This window comes from Streptomyces sp. NBC_01268, from assembly GCF_036240795.1.
Taxonomy (GTDB): Bacteria; Actinomycetota; Actinomycetes; order Streptomycetales; family Streptomycetaceae; genus Streptomyces.
Map to the genome: position 1 here is coordinate 2,831,203 of NZ_CP108454.1, position 15,121 is coordinate 2,846,323.

At 69.9% G+C, this 15,121-nt stretch carries 12 protein-coding genes and 2 tRNA genes; 3 read left to right on the top strand and 11 right to left on the bottom strand.

Annotation, left to right across the window (positions count from 1 at the left end):
- Positions 1-116 precede the first annotated feature (116 nt).
- From OG309_RS12535 to folC, 4 genes are all read right to left on the bottom strand, one after another.
- Positions 117-1,136 carry a rod shape-determining protein gene (locus OG309_RS12535; protein WP_329420584.1) on the bottom strand — a complete coding sequence of 340 codons (1,020 nt, stop codon included), beginning with the start codon at positions 1,134-1,136 and terminating at the stop codon, positions 117-119.
- A gap of 291 nt (positions 1,137-1,427) precedes the next feature.
- Positions 1,428-1,841 (bottom strand): nucleoside-diphosphate kinase, encoded by a 414-nt coding sequence (gene ndk, locus OG309_RS12540; RefSeq protein ID WP_329420586.1) that lies wholly within the window; start codon positions 1,839-1,841, stop codon positions 1,428-1,430.
- 64 nt (positions 1,842-1,905) lie between these two features.
- Complete coding sequence (locus OG309_RS12545; RefSeq protein WP_329420588.1) at positions 1,906-2,262, bottom strand: DUF4233 domain-containing protein; 357 nt, start codon at positions 2,260-2,262, stop codon at positions 1,906-1,908.
- A gap of 3 nt (positions 2,263-2,265) precedes the next feature.
- The gene (gene folC / locus OG309_RS12550; protein ID WP_329420590.1) at positions 2,266-3,765 is read right to left on the bottom strand and encodes a bifunctional tetrahydrofolate synthase/dihydrofolate synthase; all 1,500 of its coding nucleotides are present in this window, start codon (positions 3,763-3,765) and stop codon (positions 2,266-2,268) included.
- Between the two features lie 101 nt (positions 3,766-3,866).
- On the opposite strand from folC, the gene OG309_RS12555 reads away from it, so the two are divergent.
- Entirely contained in the window at positions 3,867-4,889 is a 1,023-nt protein-coding gene (locus tag OG309_RS12555) for a rod shape-determining protein (RefSeq protein ID WP_329420592.1), read from the top strand.
- 173 nt (positions 4,890-5,062) lie between these two features.
- On the opposite strand, the gene OG309_RS12560 is transcribed toward OG309_RS12555, so the two are convergent.
- Both OG309_RS12560 and OG309_RS12565 read right to left on the bottom strand, forming a co-directional pair.
- Complete coding sequence (locus tag OG309_RS12560; protein WP_329420594.1) at positions 5,063-6,208, bottom strand: sensor histidine kinase; 1,146 nt, start codon at positions 6,206-6,208, stop codon at positions 5,063-5,065.
- Positions 6,209-6,449: 241 nt separating this feature from the next.
- Entirely contained in the window at positions 6,450-9,071 is a 2,622-nt protein-coding gene (locus tag OG309_RS12565) for a valine--tRNA ligase (RefSeq protein WP_329420597.1), read from the bottom strand.
- Positions 9,072-9,209: 138 nt separating this feature from the next.
- Between OG309_RS12565 and OG309_RS12570 the strand changes: the two genes are divergently transcribed.
- Positions 9,210-10,187, top strand: a complete 978-nt coding sequence (locus OG309_RS12570; protein ID WP_329420599.1) for a hypothetical protein — start codon at positions 9,210-9,212, stop codon at positions 10,185-10,187.
- A 63-nt stretch (positions 10,188-10,250) separates the two neighbouring features.
- On the opposite strand, the gene clpX is transcribed toward OG309_RS12570, so the two are convergent.
- The 5 genes from clpX to OG309_RS12595 form a co-directional block, all read right to left on the bottom strand.
- Positions 10,251-11,534 carry an ATP-dependent Clp protease ATP-binding subunit ClpX gene (clpX, locus tag OG309_RS12575; protein ID WP_015033605.1) on the bottom strand — a complete coding sequence of 428 codons (1,284 nt, stop codon included), beginning with the start codon at positions 11,532-11,534 and terminating at the stop codon, positions 10,251-10,253.
- Positions 11,535-11,690: 156 nt separating this feature from the next.
- A complete protein-coding gene (locus OG309_RS12580; protein ID WP_329420601.1) occupies positions 11,691-12,353 on the bottom strand; it encodes an ATP-dependent Clp protease proteolytic subunit in 663 nt (220 codons plus the stop codon).
- Positions 12,354-12,418: 65 nt separating this feature from the next.
- Positions 12,419-13,036, bottom strand: coding sequence for an ATP-dependent Clp protease proteolytic subunit (locus OG309_RS12585; protein WP_329420602.1), 618 nt, complete (start codon positions 13,034-13,036; stop codon positions 12,419-12,421).
- 262 nt (positions 13,037-13,298) lie between these two features.
- The gene (gene tig, locus OG309_RS12590) at positions 13,299-14,678 is read right to left on the bottom strand and encodes a trigger factor (protein WP_329420604.1); all 1,380 of its coding nucleotides are present in this window, start codon (positions 14,676-14,678) and stop codon (positions 13,299-13,301) included.
- Positions 14,679-14,824: 146 nt separating this feature from the next.
- A tRNA-Pro gene (locus OG309_RS12595) sits at positions 14,825-14,901 on the bottom strand.
- Between the two features lie 134 nt (positions 14,902-15,035).
- Between OG309_RS12595 and OG309_RS12600 the strand changes: the two genes are divergently transcribed.
- Positions 15,036-15,109: transfer RNA gene (locus tag OG309_RS12600), tRNA-Gly, on the top strand.
- Positions 15,110-15,121: the final 12 nt, after the last annotated feature.

Below are 15,121 nucleotides of genomic sequence, written 5' to 3' on the forward strand. Positions count from 1 at the left end.
CGGCGGCCGTGCCCTTCCTCGATGGTTACGGGGGGTGTGACGCGCCCCCGGGCCGGGGGCCCGGGGGTTGGATGCAGTTGTCGGTGGCCCTCACGGGCCGGTCGTACGGTGCCGGGTCAGCGGCGCGGCTGGGCGTCGAGGACCTGCTGGAGGGCCTCGAACTCCTCGACGCACTTGCCGGAGCCGAGCGCCACCGAGTCCAGCGGGTCCTCGGCGATGTGGATCGGCATGCCGGTCTCGCGGCGCAGCCGCTCGTCGAGGCCGCGGAGCAGGGCGCCGCCTCCGGTGAGAACGATGCCGCGGTCCATGACGTCACCGGAGAGCTCCGGCGGGCACTTGTCGAGCGTGGTCTTCACGGCGTCGACGATCGCGTTCACCGGCTCCTCGATGGCCTTGCGGACCTCGGCGGCGGAGATGACCACGGTCTTGGGGAGGCCCGAGACGAGGTCACGGCCGCGGATCTCGGTGTGCTCGTCCTGGTCGAGGTCGTAGGCGGAACCGATGGTGATCTTGATCTGCTCGGCGGTGCGCTCACCGAGGAGGAGGGAGTACTCCTTCTTGATGTGCTGGATGATCGCGTTGTCGAGCTCGTCGCCGGCGACCCGGATGGACTGTGCCGTGACGATTCCGCCGAGGGAGATGACGGCGACCTCGGTCGTGCCGCCGCCGATGTCGACGACCATGTTGCCGGTGGCCTCGTGGACCGGGAGGCCCGCGCCGATGGCGGCGGCCATGGGCTCCTCGATGATGTGCACCTGACGGGCGCCGGCCTGGGTGGAGGCCTCGATGACGGCGCGGCGCTCGACTCCGGTGATGCCGGAGGGCACGCAGACGACGACGCGGGGGCGGGCCAGGTAGCGGCGCTTGTGGATCTTGAGGATGAAGTAGCGGAGCATGCGCTCCGTGATCTCGAAGTCGGCGATCACGCCGTCCTTCAGCGGGCGGACGGCGACGATGTTGCCGGGCGTCCGGCCGATCATCTTCTTCGCCTCGGCACCCACCGCGAGGATGCCGCCGGTGTTGGTGTTGATCGCGACGACGGACGGCTCGTTCAGAACGATGCCGCGACCCCTGACGTACACCAGCGTGTTGGCGGTCCCGAGGTCGACAGCCATGTCACGGCCGATGAACGACATTGAGTTCCCCTTGTTTCCCATGAGGATGCGTCGGGCCTTCCCTAGCGGAGCGTTGACGGCTTCTCAGGTCGGCGAGGTAGTGGCTGAGGAGGGTACGGCGTGGAGTTTTCCATCGTAGTGCCGCCCGCCCGGATACCGCGCGGCGGACCGCCTCTGCCCACCTCTGTATAGGTGACGGTAGGACGCGGCGATCCGTTCCCGGGATTGGCGTTCATATGCCTGGGGGCGACCGAATTCCTTCGGTCGCCCCAGGGCGTGGCGCTGATCGGCTGACGAGGGCTCAGCCGCAGGTCAGACGAGACCGGGGAAGAAGATCTTCAGCTCGCGGTCGGCGGACTCCTCGGAGTCCGAGGCGTGGATCAGGTTCTCGCGCACGATCGTGCCGAAGTCGCCACGGATGGAGCCGGGGGCGGCGGCGATCGGGTCGGTCGGGCCGGCCAGGGTGCGCAGGCCCTCGATGACCCGCTCGCCCTCGACGACCAGCGCGACGACCGGGCCGGAGGACATGAAGCCCATCAGCGGCTCGTAGAAGGGCTTGCCCTTGTGCTCGCCGTAGTGCAGCTCCAGGGTGTCCTGGTCCAGCTCGCGCATCTCCAGGGCCGCGAGGGTCCAGCCGGCCTTCCGCTCGATGCGGCCGATGATCTCGCCGACCAGGCCACGGCGGACGGCGTCGGGCTTCAGCAGGACGAGCGTGCGCTGGCTCACGGGGGAACTCCTTCGGAAAAACGGTGTGCGGGCCTTGAGGCTACAGGGCCCGCACCGGCCGCGATCACGCAGCGTCAGGCCCTGCGGAGCCTTCGGCGGCGGCCCAGCCCGCCTTGATCCCGTCGATCTTCCGGCCGTAGTGCACCGAGGCCCACCACAGCACGGCGAACACCGCGCCGAGGAAGAACATGACCGGCACCACGAAGCCGCTGGCGATCAGGCCCGCCTGGAGAACCCACCCCATCTGCACGCCGCCCGGACGGGTGATCATCCCGCACAGCAGCACCGAGAGGACCATGGCGATCCCGCAGACCGTCCAGACCGCGGACATCTCCAGGGAGTCGTCCTTCATGGCGACCAGACCGGCGAAGCCGATCACGAAGAACTCGCCGATCAGCGTCGAGGAACAGAGCACGCGCATCGGTCAGCCCCGCTTCAGCAGCAGTCGGGCGTCGCCGACCGTGAAGATCGAACCGGTCACGAGGACACCCGCGCCCGCGTACTCGTCCTGCTCCTCGGCGAGGGTGATCGCCGCCTCCAGGGCGTCGTCGAGCCGCGGCTCGACGACCACCCGGTCCTCGCCGAAGACCTCGACCGCGATGGCGGCCAGCGCGTCGACGTCGGTGGCCCGGGGGTTGGAGTTCGCCGTGACCACGATCTCGGCGAAGATCGGCTCGAAGGCCTCCAGGAGGCCGCGGGCGTCCTTGTCCCCGCTGGTGGAGACGACGCCGATCAGCCGGGAGAAGCCGAAGGACTCCGTGATGCCGTCGGCGGTGGCCCGCGCGCCGTGCGGGTTGTGCGCGGCGTCCAGGATGACCGTCGGCGAGGAGCGCACGACCTCCAGGCGGCCCGGCGAGGCCACCTGGGCGAAGGCCCGGCGGACCGTGTCGAGGTCCAGGGTGCGGGCGTGCTCCGAGCCGATGCCGAAGAAGGCCTCGACCGCGGCGAGCGCCACGGCCGCGTTGTGCGCCTGGTGCGCGCCGTACAGCGGCAGGAAGACGCCGTCGTACTCGCCGCCCAGACCGCGCAGGGTCAGCAGCTGGCCGCCGACCGCCACCTCGCGGGAGGCGATGCCGAACTCCATGCCCTCGCGGGCCACGGTCGCGTCGACCTCGACGGCCTTCTTCAGGAGCACCTGGGCCGCGTCGACCGGCTGCTGCGCCAGGATGACCGTGGCGTCCGCCTTGATGATCCCGGACTTCTCGCCGGCGATCGCGCCCGTGGTGTCGCCGAGCCGGTCCGTGTGGTCCAGGTCGATCGGGGTGACGACGGCGACGGAGCCGTCGATCACGTTGGTGGCGTCCCAGGTGCCGCCCATGCCGACCTCGACGACGGCCACGTCGACCGGCGCGTCGGCGAAGGCCGCGTACGCCATGCCGGTGAGCACCTCGAAGAAGGAGAGCCGGTACTCCTCGCGGGCGTCGACCAGCTCCACGTACGGCTTGATGTCCTGGTACGTCTCGACGAAGCGCTCGGCCTCGATCGGGGCGCCGTCCAGGCTGATCCGCTCGGTGATGCTCTGCACGTGCGGCGAGGTGTACCGCCCGGTGCGCAGGTCGAAGGCGCCGAGCAGGGCCTCGATCATGCGGGCGGTGGAGGTCTTGCCGTTGGTGCCGGTGATGTGGATCGAGGGGTAGGCGCGCTGCGGCTCGCCGAGCACGTCCATGAGGGCCGCGATCCGCGTGACCGACGGCTCCAGTTTGGTCTCGCCCCAGCGGGTCGAGAGCTCGGTCTCCACCTCGCGCAGTGCCTTGTCGACCTCGGGGTCGAGCGGGCGGGTCGGGACCGGGTCACCCTGCGGCGGGCCGGCCATGGCGCGCAGGGTGCGGCTGCCGGCCTCGATCACCGCCAGGTCGGGATCCCGGTCGGTTTCGGTGTCGACGATCTCGTCGAACTGGTCGCTGCGGTCGCTCGGCTCACTCACGCCCCTCAGTCTACGGAGGGGGGCCGACAGGACGTTGGACCCACCCCATTCAGGACCTTCGGCCCGCCGCCCGCCCGGCCCGCCGGGCAAACTTGGCGATCATGGACATAGGTATCGACCTCGGCACGGCCAACACCCTCCTCTACGCCCGTGGCCAGGGCATCGTCCTCAACGAACCGTCCGTGGTGGCGGTCCAGGCCGGCTCGCGGGCGGCGCTCGCGGTCGGCGCGGAGGCGAAGGAGACCATCGGCCGCACGCCCGGTTCGATCACCGCGATCCGCCCGCTGCGGGACGGCGTGATCAGCGACTACGAGGCGGCCGAGGAGATGATCCGGCACTTCGTGCGCAAGGCCGTCCCCGGGCGCCGGCGCCCGCGCACCCGGATGGTGGTGTGCGTGCCGAGCGGGGTGACCCCGGTCGAGCGGCGGGCCATCGTGCACGCCACGCGCTCCGCGGGCGCGCGGGCGGTCCACCTCATCGAGGAGCCGATGGCGGCGGCGATCGGGGCGGGCCTGCCGGTGTCGGACCCACGCGGCTCGATGGTCGTCGACATCGGCGGCGGCACGACGGAGGTGGCCGTCATCTCGCTCGGCGGGATCGTCACCGCGCAGTCCCTGCGGGTGGGCGGCGACCGGCTGGACGCCGCCATCGCGGACTTCGTGCGCAAGGAGCACTCGCTGCTCGTCGGCGAGCGGACCGCCGAGGACGTCAAGATCGCCATCGGCTCGGCCTGGCCGGTGCCGGGCGGCGAGGAGTTCGAGCGCGCCACCTTCACCGTGCGGGGCCGCGAGAAGGTCAGCGGCCTGCCGCGCACGGTCGAGCTGACCGTGCCGGAGGTGCGCAGGGCGCTCGACGAGCCGGTGGAAGCGATCATCGCGGCGGTGCGGGTCACCCTGGAGGAGTGCCCGCCGGAGCTGTCAGGCGACGTCATGGAACACGGCATCGTCCTCACCGGCGGCGGCGCCCTGCTGTCCGGCCTGGACCTGCGCATGGCCTCGGCGACCGGCATCCCGGTCTTCGTCGCCGACGCCCCGCTGGACTGCGTGGCGCTGGGCTCCGGGCGGTGCGTGGAGGACTTCGACGGGTTGCAGCGGGTGCTGGGGAAGGCGGAGGTGGTCCGGTAGCCGGTGCGAGCCGGGGGCACGGCCTCGGGCCCGTCCGGCCTTGCGCGCCGGAGCACGCCGGGCGTGCGGTGCGTGCGTTCGGCTGAGCGCCGGGCGTGCGGTGCGTGCGTTCCGCCGTGCGCCGGGCGTGCGTGGCGGGCGGGCCGGACCCGGCGGGAACCGCCGGACGCGCCCTAGTGCGGAAACCCCGTCGGCAGCAGCGCCGTCACCACGTACGCGCCGTGCTCCGGGCCGGCCCGGAGGGAGCCGCCCATGCTGGTGACCCGCTCCTCCATGGAGAACAGGCCCGTGCCGGTCGAGACGGGGGCACGGTCCGGCGGGGTCCCGGGGAGCGGGTTGCGGACCTCGACGCGCACGTTCCGGCCCTCGACGTCGACCGTGATCGACACGGTCACCGGCAGACCGGGGGCGTGCTTGGCCGCGTTCGTCAGGCACTCCCGCACGACCCGGTGCACGGCCGTCTGCCGCAGCGGCGACAGCGCGTTCGCCTCGTCGGCGACCTTCAGGTCCACCGGACTGCCCATCCGCTCGCTCTCCTCGGCGAGCTCGGCGAGCCCTTCGAGGCCGGGCGTGGCGGCGGTCCCGTCGGCGCGCCGCACGATGGTCTCGTTGAGCATGTGGTGGGCGCGCCGGGCGGTGTCGGCGAGCTCCTCGAAGTCCTTCTGGTGGGCGTCGCCCCGGGCCCGCACGGCCAGCACCTCGGCCCGCACGGCGAGCACGGTCAGCTCGCGGCCCACCAGGTCGTGGACGTCCCGGCCGACCGAGATCCGCTCCTCCTGGACGGCCTGCCGGGCGGCCGCCTCGTTGCGCTGGATCTGGAGGGCCAGGACGAGGTCCTGGCGGTACGCGGCGATGCCGACGCCCGCGGCCAGGGCGCCGATCGGGACGACCAGGCCGAGGAACTCGCTGAGGGTCTCGCCGTGCTTGGCGGGCCAGTCGGGCAGGTTGAACAGGGCGTAGGCGGTGGCGACGTACAGCAGCGTGGCGACCACGGCGACCCGCCGGCCCCGGAAGCGGCCGAGCGAGTACAGCGCGAACTGGACCATCGTCAGCTCGTGCAGCCAGCCCATCAGGAAGAGCGCCACCACGAACGGCACCCACGGCGCCTTCCGGCGCAGCACGAGCGTGGCCGCGCCGGCCGCGAGGACCAGGGTCGCGGTGACGCCGGTGAGCGAGTTGTCGGCGCGGGCGAGGCCCGGCACGTCCAGGACCATCAGGCCGAAGGCGCTGGCGGCGGCGACGACGTCCATGGCGAGGGGCGACACGGCCCACCGGTCCGCACAGCGGCGCAGCGCGGGGAAGGCGGGAAGGCGGAGCATGCCCTCCATCATCCAGGGTCCTTCGTCCCGTCGCCGGGGACCTGAAGTCCCGTCTGGTGTGAGATCGGGCACTTCGCCCAGATTGCTGTTTGACTCTGAAATGTGTACGAAGCATCCCAGGAGCAGTGATCGCTCACCGGCGACGTGCTCGACGCGCTCCCCCGGGGGGGGGGACGGAGCGGGGGTACGCGGAAGGGCCCGGAACCAGTCGTGGTTCCGGGCCCTTCCGCGGAGGCGGTGGTTACGCCTGCGGCAGCTTCTCCAGCTGTGCCTGGATGCGGGCGATGTCCTCGTCCGCCTTGGCGAGGCGGCCACGGATCTTGTCGACCACGTTGTCCGGCGCCTTGGCCAGGAAGGCCTCGTTGCCCAGCTTGCCCTGGGCCTGCGCCTTCTCCTTCTCGGCGACGGCGAGGTCCTTCGCGAGGCGCTTGCGCTCGGCCGCGACGTCGATCGTGCCGGACAGGTCCAGCGCGACCTCGGCGCCGGCCACCGGCAGGGTGGCGGTGGCCGCGAAGCCCTCGCCCTCCGGCTGGAGGCGCAGGATCTGGCGGATGGCGGCCTCGTGCGCGGCGAGCGGGGTGCCGGTCAGCGTGAGGCGCGCGGGCACCTTCTGGGCGTCCTGCAGTCCCTGCTCCTTGCGGAACCGGCGGACCTCGGTGATGACCCGCTGGACCAGCGCGATCTCCTGCTCGGCGGCGGTGTCGCGGAAGCCGCTGTCCTTCGGCCAGTCGGCGATCACGAGCGACTCGCCGCCGGTCAGCGTGGTCCACAGCGTCTCGGTGACGAAGGGGACCACCGGGTGCAGCAGCCGCAGCATGACGTCGAGGACCTCGCCGAGGACCCGGCCGGAGACCCGCGCGCCCTCGCCGCCGGCGAAGAACGTCGTCTTCGACAGCTCGACGTACCAGTCGAAGACCTCGTCCCACGCGAAGTGGTAGAGGGCGTCCGACAGCTTCGAGAACTGGTAGTCGTCGTAGAACGCGTCGACGTCGGCGACCGTCTCGTTGAGCCGGGACAGGATCCAGCGGTCCGTGGCGGTCATCTCGGACGGGTCGGGCAGCTCGCCCTCGATCGTCGCGCCGTTCATCAGCGCGAAGCGCGTGGCGTTCCAGATCTTGTTGGCGAACTTGCTGGACGCCTGGACCCAGTCCTCGCCGATCGGGACGTCGACGCCGGGGTTGGCGCCGCGGGCCAGGGTGAAGCGCACGGCGTCGGAGCCGTAGGTGTCCATCCAGTCGAGCGGGTTGACCACGTTGCCGAAGGACTTCGACATCTTCTTGCCGTTCTGGTCACGGACCATGCCGTGCAGGGCGATGGTGTGGAACGGCGGGGTGCCGTCCATCGCGTACAGACCGAACATCATCATCCGGGCGACCCAGAAGAAGAGGATGTCGTAGCCGGTGACCAGGACGGAGTTCGGATAGAACTTCTTGAGGCTCTCCGTCTGCTCGGGCCAGCCGAGCGTGGAGAACGGCCACAGGCCGGAGGAGAACCAGGTGTCCAGGACGTCGCTGTCCTGGGTCCAGCCGTCACCGCTCGGCGGCTGCTCGTCGGGGCCGACGCAGACGACCTCGCCGTTGGGGCCGTACCAGACGGGGATGCGGTGGCCCCACCAGAGCTGGCGCGAGATGCACCAGTCGTGCAGGTTGTCGACCCAGTCGAAGTACCGCTTCTCCATCTCCTGCGGGTGGATCTTGACCTTGCCGTCGCGGACCGCGTCACCGGCGGCCTTGGCGAGCGGGCCGACCTTGACCCACCACTGCATCGACAGACGCGGCTCGATGGTGGTCTTGCAGCGCGAGCAGTGGCCGACGGAGTGGGTGTACGGGCGCTTCTCGGCGACGATCCGACCCTCGGCGCGCAGCGCGGCGACGATCGCGGAGCGGGCCTCCAGGCGGTCCAGACCGAGGAACGGGCCGTGGACCGTGATGACCGCGTGCTCGTCCATGACGGCGATCGACGGCAGGTCGTGGCGCTGGCCGATCTCGAAGTCGTTCGGGTCGTGCGCCGGCGTCACCTTGACGGCGCCGGTGCCGAACGCGGGATCGACGTGCGTGTCGGCGACGATCGGGATGCGGCGGCCGGTGAGCGGCAGCTCGATCTCGGTGCCGATCATGTGCCGGTAGCGCTCGTCGTCCGGGTGGACGGCGACGGCCGTGTCACCCAGCATCGTCTCGGCGCGGGTGGTGGCGACGACGATCTCGGCGTCGCCCTCGCCGTACCGGATGGAGACGAGCTCGCCGTCGTCGTCCTGGTACTCGACCTCGATGTCGGAGATCGCGGTCAGACAGCGCGGGCACCAGTTGATGATGCGCTCGGCGCGGTAGATCAGCTCGTCGTCGTAGAGCTTCTTGAAGATGGTCTGGACGGCCTGGGACAGGCCCTCGTCCATGGTGAAGCGCTCGCGGGACCAGGCGACGCCGTCACCGAGGCGCTTCATCTGCCCCGAGATCTGGCCGCCGGACTCGGCCTTCCACTGCCAGACGCGCTCGACGAACGCCTCGCGGCCCAGGTCGTGGCGGGACTTGCCCTCCTTGGCGAGCTCGCGCTCGACGACGTTCTGGGTGGCGATGCCGGCGTGGTCCATGCCGGGCTGCCACAGCGTCTCGTAGCCCTGCATGCGCTTGCGGCGGGTCAGGGCGTCGATGAGCGTGTGCTCGAAGGCGTGGCCCAGGTGGAGCGAGCCGGTGACGTTCGGCGGCGGGATGACGATGGTGAACGGAGGCTTGTCGCTCTTCTCGTCCGCCTCGAAGTAGCCCCGCTCTACCCAGCGCTCGTACAGCTGCCCCTCTACTTCGGCCGGCGCGTACGCGGTCGGCAGTTCGGGGGTGGCTGTCGTCTGCTGCTGAGTGTTCTCGGTCACCGGGCCAGTTTAGGGGGATCCCGGGGTGGTCCTGAAACTCGATTGTTCCGTAACGGTGTGGCCCCCACTGCCCCGGCGGCACAGGGCTTCCGACAGGATGTTCGCCAGGCATAAACATCTTGTGAGGGGAACCTGTCCATGAGCTACAACCAGCCGGGCCCGTACGGCGGCCAGCCCCAGCAGCCCGGGCCGTACGGCCAGCCGGGGCCTTACGGGCAGCAGCCGCAGCAGCCCGGCCCCTACGGGCAGCCGCCGCAGGCCCCGCAGCCCGGCTACGGCTACCCGCAGCAGGCTCCGCAGGGTGTCCCGCCGCAGCAGCCGTACGGCTACCCGCAGCAGGGCCAGCAGCCCGGCCCGTACGGCCAGCAGCCCCCGTACGGCGCCCCGCAGGGCCCGGGCGGCTACCTGCCCCCGCCGCCGGCCCCGAAGAAGAGCAAGGCCGGCTGGATCATCGGCGGCGTCGCCGTGGTCGCGGCGCTGGCGGTGGGCGCGTACTTCGTGATCGGCGGGGGTGGCGGTGGGAACGGCGACGTCGCCGACTCCACCAAGGGTTACAAGATCACCCCGGCGGCGACGGTCGGTGAGTACAAGAAGGAGGGCGCCGACAGGACCGGCGACCTGTCGGAGAAGCAGAAGGCCAGCGCCGACGCGATGGGGATCAAGAACCCCCACTCGGTCGTGGCCTCGTACAAGTCGGGGGACGCGTCCGACCCGCTCAAGGGCAAGAGCATGAGCCTGAACGGGATGTGGGGCGAGATCACCGACCCGGCGAAGGCGCTCGACACCGCGTTCGCGAACTACGAGAAGGACCAGACGGGCAAGGCCGAGGACGTCAAGGTCACCCCGGTCGGCAGCCCGGAGGCCAAGACCCCGGCGGGCTTCGAGGGCGCGCTGATGAAGTGCCAGTACCTCAAGCTGGAGAACACCGGCGCCTCGACCTCGCCTGGCCCGAAGTCCTTCCAGGTGCCCACGTGCATCTGGTCCGACTACAGCACCTTGGGCGTCGTGAACGTCATCGACCTGTCGACGATGATGACCGGCGGCCAGGGCCTCTCCCTGGACCAGGTCGCGGAGCTGGCGAGCCAGCAGTACAAGGCCTCGCGCAGCAAGGCCTGATCCGCCGCACACGAGAAGGGGCGCCCCGCCGGTCGGCGGGGCGCCCCTTCTCGTCGCTTCGGGTCAGGCGGACTTCTCGTGCCTGCCGTCGTTCTTCACGATCCGCGGGACCAGCGTCGGGTTGACGTTGTTGCGGACCACGTCGGCGGTGATGACCACGCGGGCCACGTCCTTGCGGGACGGGACCTCGTACATCACCGACTGGAGGACCTCCTCCATGATGGCGCGCAGGCCGCGCGCGCCGGTGCCGCGGAGGATCGCCTGGTCGGCGATGGCCTCCAGGGCCGGGCGGTCGAAGTCCAGCTCGACGCCGTCGAGTTCGAACAGGCGCTGGTACTGCTTGACCAGCGCGTTGCGCGGCTCGACGAGGATCTGGAGGAGCGCCTCGCGGTCCAGGTTGTGCACCGAGGTGAGGACGGGGAGACGGCCGATGAACTCGGGGATCATCCCGAACTTCACCAGGTCCTCCGGCATGACCTCCTGGAACTGGTCGCTCGCCTCGATCTCCCGCTTGGAGCGGATGGTCGCCCCGAAGCCGATGCCCTTGGCGCCCGCACGCGACTCGATGATCTTCTCCAGGCCGGCGAAGGCGCCGCCCACGATGAAGAGCACGTTCGTCGTGTCGATCTGGATGAACTCCTGGTGCGGGTGCTTCCGGCCGCCCTGCGGCGGGACGGAGGCGGTGGTGCCCTCCAGGATCTTGAGGAGGGCCTGCTGCACGCCCTCGCCCGAGACGTCACGCGTGATCGACGGGTTTTCGCTCTTACGGGCGACCTTGTCGATCTCGTCGATGTAGATGATCCCGGTCTCGGCCTTCTTGACGTCGTAGTCCGCCGCCTGGATCAGCTTGAGCAGGATGTTCTCGACGTCCTCGCCGACGTAGCCGGCCTCCGTGAGCGCCGTCGCGTCCGCGATGGCGAACGGGACGTTGAGCATCCGGGCCAGGGTCTGCGCCAGGAGCGTCTTTCCGGAGCCGGTCGGGCCGAGCAGCAGGATGTTGGACTTCGCCAGCTCGATGGCGTCGTCCCGGCCCTGCGCGCCGCCGTTCTCGCCGGCCTGGACGCGCTTGTAGTGGTTGTACACCGCGACTGAGAGGGCCTTCTTCGCCGGCTCCTGGCCGACGACGTAGCCCTCCAGGAACTCGTAGATCTCGCGAGGCTTGGGGAGCTCCTCCCAGCGCACCTCGCTCGTCTCCGCGAGCTCCTCTTCGATGATCTCGTTGCAGAGGTCGATGCACTCGTCGCAGATGTACACACCGGGTCCCGCGATGAGCTTCTTCACCTGCTTCTGGCTCTTTCCGCAGAACGAGCACTTGAGCAGGTCGCCGCCATCACCGATGCGTGCCACGAGGTGCTTCCCCTTCGCCTGGGAGTGCTTGGTTCAGCGACTCCTGGTGCCTCATATTCGACGGTACCTTGCCGGGCCCCTCGTTCGGGCCCCCCTTGGCGCGGTTGGCATGGACGGGATTCGGCCACACCAACCACGGCGAGGGAAGGTCGAGCGTCAGTGTGCCGCGGGGGCCGTGCTCTTACGGGTCGAGACGATCTGGTCGATCAGGCCGTACGCGAGGGCGTCCTCGGCGGTCAGGATCTTGTCGCGCTCGATGTCGTCGCGGATCTTCTCGATCGGCGTGGAGGAGTGCTTGGCCAGCATCTCCTCGAGCTGGCTGCGCATGCGCAGGATCTCCCGGGCCGCGATCTCCAGGTCGGAGAGCTGCTCACGGCCGGTGCCGCCGGACGGCTGGTGGATCAGCACGCGGGCGTTGGGCAGGGCCATCCGCTTGCCGGGGGTGCCGGCGGCGAGCAGCACGGCCGCGGCGGAGGCCGCCTGGCCCATGCAGACCGTCTGGATGTCCGGCTTCACGAACTGCATCGTGTCGTAGATCGCCGTGAGGGCGGTGAAGGAGCCGCCCGGGCTGTTGATGTAGATCGAGATGTCGCGGTCCGGGTCCATCGACTCCAGGCACAGCAGCTGCGCCATGACGTCGTTGGCCGAGGCGTCGTCGATCTGCACGCCGAGGAAGATCACGCGCTCCTCGAACAGCTTCGCGTACGGGTCGTACTCGCGCACGCCCTGCGAGGTGCGCTCCACGAAGCGCGGCACGACGTAGCGGTTGTCCATCGGCGCGCCGGTGTAGAGGCCGCTCGGGGAGAGGTTGTTCTGCATCTGGGTGTTCACCGTCCTGGTGGCGTTCGGCGGGGGGCTGGGGCTCTTGGGCGGGCTGCCGGCGCTCAGGCGCCCGTGCCGCCGCCGCCCGGAACACCCGCGGCGTGCGTGATGATGTCGTCGATGAGGCCGTACTCCTTGGCCTCCTCCGCGGTGAACCAGCGGTCACGGTCGCCGTCGCGGATGATCGCCTCGACGGTCTGACCGGAGTGGTGCGCGGTGATCTCGGCCATGCGCTTCTTCGTACGGAGAAGGTACTCGGCCTGGATCTTGATGTCGGAGGCGGTGCCACCGATGCCGGCGGAGCCCTGGTGCATCAGGATGTCGGTGTTCGGCAGCGCGAAGCGCTTGCCGGGGGTGCCGCCGGTGAGCAGGAACTGGCCCATCGAGGCCGCCATGCCCATACCGATGGTCACGACGTCGTTGGGGATGTACTGCATGGTGTCGTAGACGGCCATGCCGGCCGTCACGGAGCCACCGGGGCTGTTGATGTACAGGTAGATGTCCTTCGCCGGGTCGGCGGCGAGGAGGAGCATCTGGGCGGTGATCTTGTTGGCGATCTCGTCGTCGACCTGCTGGCCGAGGAAGATGATGCGCTCGCCGAGCAGCCGGTTGTAGACATGGTCGCCGAGGCCACCACCGATGGACGGCTCACCCGCGGCGTAAGGCTTCAGATTCGTCACGTATCCACCTGCTCGTCTCCGACGGCACCGGGCCGTCTCAGCGTCTCGTTCTGAGGGCATTGCCCTCGTATTCATGGACCCTAACGCGCAGGTAGGACAACGCCATCCCGCTTCCCGAACTGTTCGCTGGGAGCGCAAGGTAGTTGGAGGCGCATGAACGGGTCCCGGTACGTCCACGGGCCCGGGCGCACAGCTGTGCGTCCGGGCCCGTGGCGCGGGGTTCGGAGCGGGGCCGGAGCCCCACGCGTCCCCCCGGGGAGACTTACTTCTCCTCGGAGACCTCGGCCTCGCCGGTGACGGCCTCGACCGTCTCGGTGGCCTGCTCCTCGTCCTCGTCGGACAGGTCGACCTCGACACCGTTGGTGTCGACGACCTTGGCGGCCTCGACGACCAGCGCGAGCGCCTTGCCGCGGGCGACCTCGCCGACCAGCATCGGCACCTGGCCGCCCTGGACGACGGCCTGGGCGAACTGGTCGGGGGACATGCCGGAGGAGGCGGCGCGGCGCATGAGGTGCTCGGTGAGCTCCTCCTGGTCCACGTTCAGCTTCTCCTTGTTGACCAGCTCGTCGAGGATGAACTGGGTCTTGATGCCCTTGACGGCCTGGTCCTTGGTCTCGGCCTCGAACTCCTCGACCGTCTTGCCCTGGAACTCCAGGTACTTCTCCAGGCTCAGGCCCATCTGGCCGAGCTGGTGGTGCTCCAGGTTGTGCTTGCGGGTGTTGACCTCGTCCTCGAGCAGCTTCTCGGGGACGGGGATCTCCGCCAGCTCCAGGAGCTTCTCCAGGACGCGCTCCTGGGCCTGGGTGGCCTGGTCGAACTGCTTCATGTTCTCAAGGCGCTTGCGGCTGTCGGCCTTGAGCTCCTCGAGGGTGTCGAACTCCGAGGCCAGCTGCGCGAACTCGTCGTCCAGCTCGGGGAGCTCGCGGGCGGCGACGGTGAGGACCTTGACGGTCACCTCGGCGTCCTTGCCCTCGGCGGAGCCGCCCTTCAGCTGCGAGGTGAAGGTCGCCTCGCCGCCGGCCTCCAGGCCGGTGACGGCCTCGTCGATGCCGTCGAGGAGCTCGCCGGAGCCGATGGTGTACGAGACACCGCTGGCGACACCGTCGGGCAGGACCTCGCCGTCGACCTTGGCCTCCAGGTCGATGGTGATGACGTCGCCCTCGGCGGCGGCGCGCTCGACCGGGTTGGTGGACGCGAAGCGGTCGCGGAGCTGCTCCACGGACTTCTCGATGTCCTCGTCGGTGACCTCGACGGCGTCGACCTCGACCTCGATGCCGGAGAAGTCCGGGATCTCGATGGCCGGGCGGATGTCGACCTCGGCGGTGAAGGCCAGCAGCTCGCCGTCCTTCAGCTCCGTGATGTCGACCTCGGGCTGACCCAGCGGGTTGACCTCGGCCTCGTTCACGGCCTCGGTGTAGAACTTCGGGAGCGCGTCGTTGACGGCCTCCTCCAGCACCGCACCACGGCCGAACCGCTGGTCGATCACGCGAGCCGGGATCTTGCCCTTACGGAAGCCCTTGACCGTGACCTGCTGGTTGATCTTCTTGTACGCCGCGTCGAGGCTGTCCTTGAGCTCCTCGAAGGGCACCTCGACAGTGAGCCGAACCCGGGTCGGGTTCAGGGTCTCCACGGCGCTCTTCACGGTTCGGTCTCCTTGGTGGCTGATTCCTGGTTTCGCCGGTACCGCCTGGGGGCGGTTCCGGCCGATCGGCCCGGTCAGAGAGACACACGGGCACGCAGCTTGCATAGTAGCCGCAAGCGCCTCACGGCCCACAACGTGATCTTGGCTGGTCGGGGTGGCGGGATTTGAACCCACGGCCTTCCGCTCCCAAAGCGGACGCGCTACCAAGCTGCGCCACACCCCGTCGGTGCGACACGTAGGGTACATGGACGGGGACGCTGCGACGCCCCCTCTTTTCAAGGGGTGTGCGGGGACCTGCGAGGACCCGCTACGATGGCGTCCGTCGCCGGGGCCGATAGGCCTCGCGGCACACCTTGTGCGGGCGTAGCTCAATGGTAGAGCCCTAGTCTTCCAAACTAGCTACGCGGGTTCGATTCCCGTCGCCCGCTCCATACGGCCGAGGC

Coding starts and splice junctions, on each gene's coding strand:
- OG309_RS12535 (WP_329420584.1), bottom strand. CDS start 1,136: ATGTCGTTCATCGGCCGTGACATGGCTGTCGACCTCGGGACCGCCAAC.
- OG309_RS12580 (WP_329420601.1), bottom strand. CDS start 12,353: ATGCAGAACAACCTCTCCCCGAGCGGCCTCTACACCGGCGCGCCGATG.
- OG309_RS12545 (WP_329420588.1), bottom strand. CDS start 2,262: ATGCGCGTGCTCTGTTCCTCGACGCTGATCGGCGAGTTCTTCGTGATC.
- OG309_RS12570 (WP_329420599.1), top strand. CDS start 9,210: ATGAGCTACAACCAGCCGGGCCCGTACGGCGGCCAGCCCCAGCAGCCC.
- OG309_RS12560 (WP_329420594.1), bottom strand. CDS start 6,208: ATGCTCCGCCTTCCCGCCTTCCCCGCGCTGCGCCGCTGTGCGGACCGG.
- OG309_RS12555 (WP_329420592.1), top strand. CDS start 3,867: ATGGACATAGGTATCGACCTCGGCACGGCCAACACCCTCCTCTACGCC.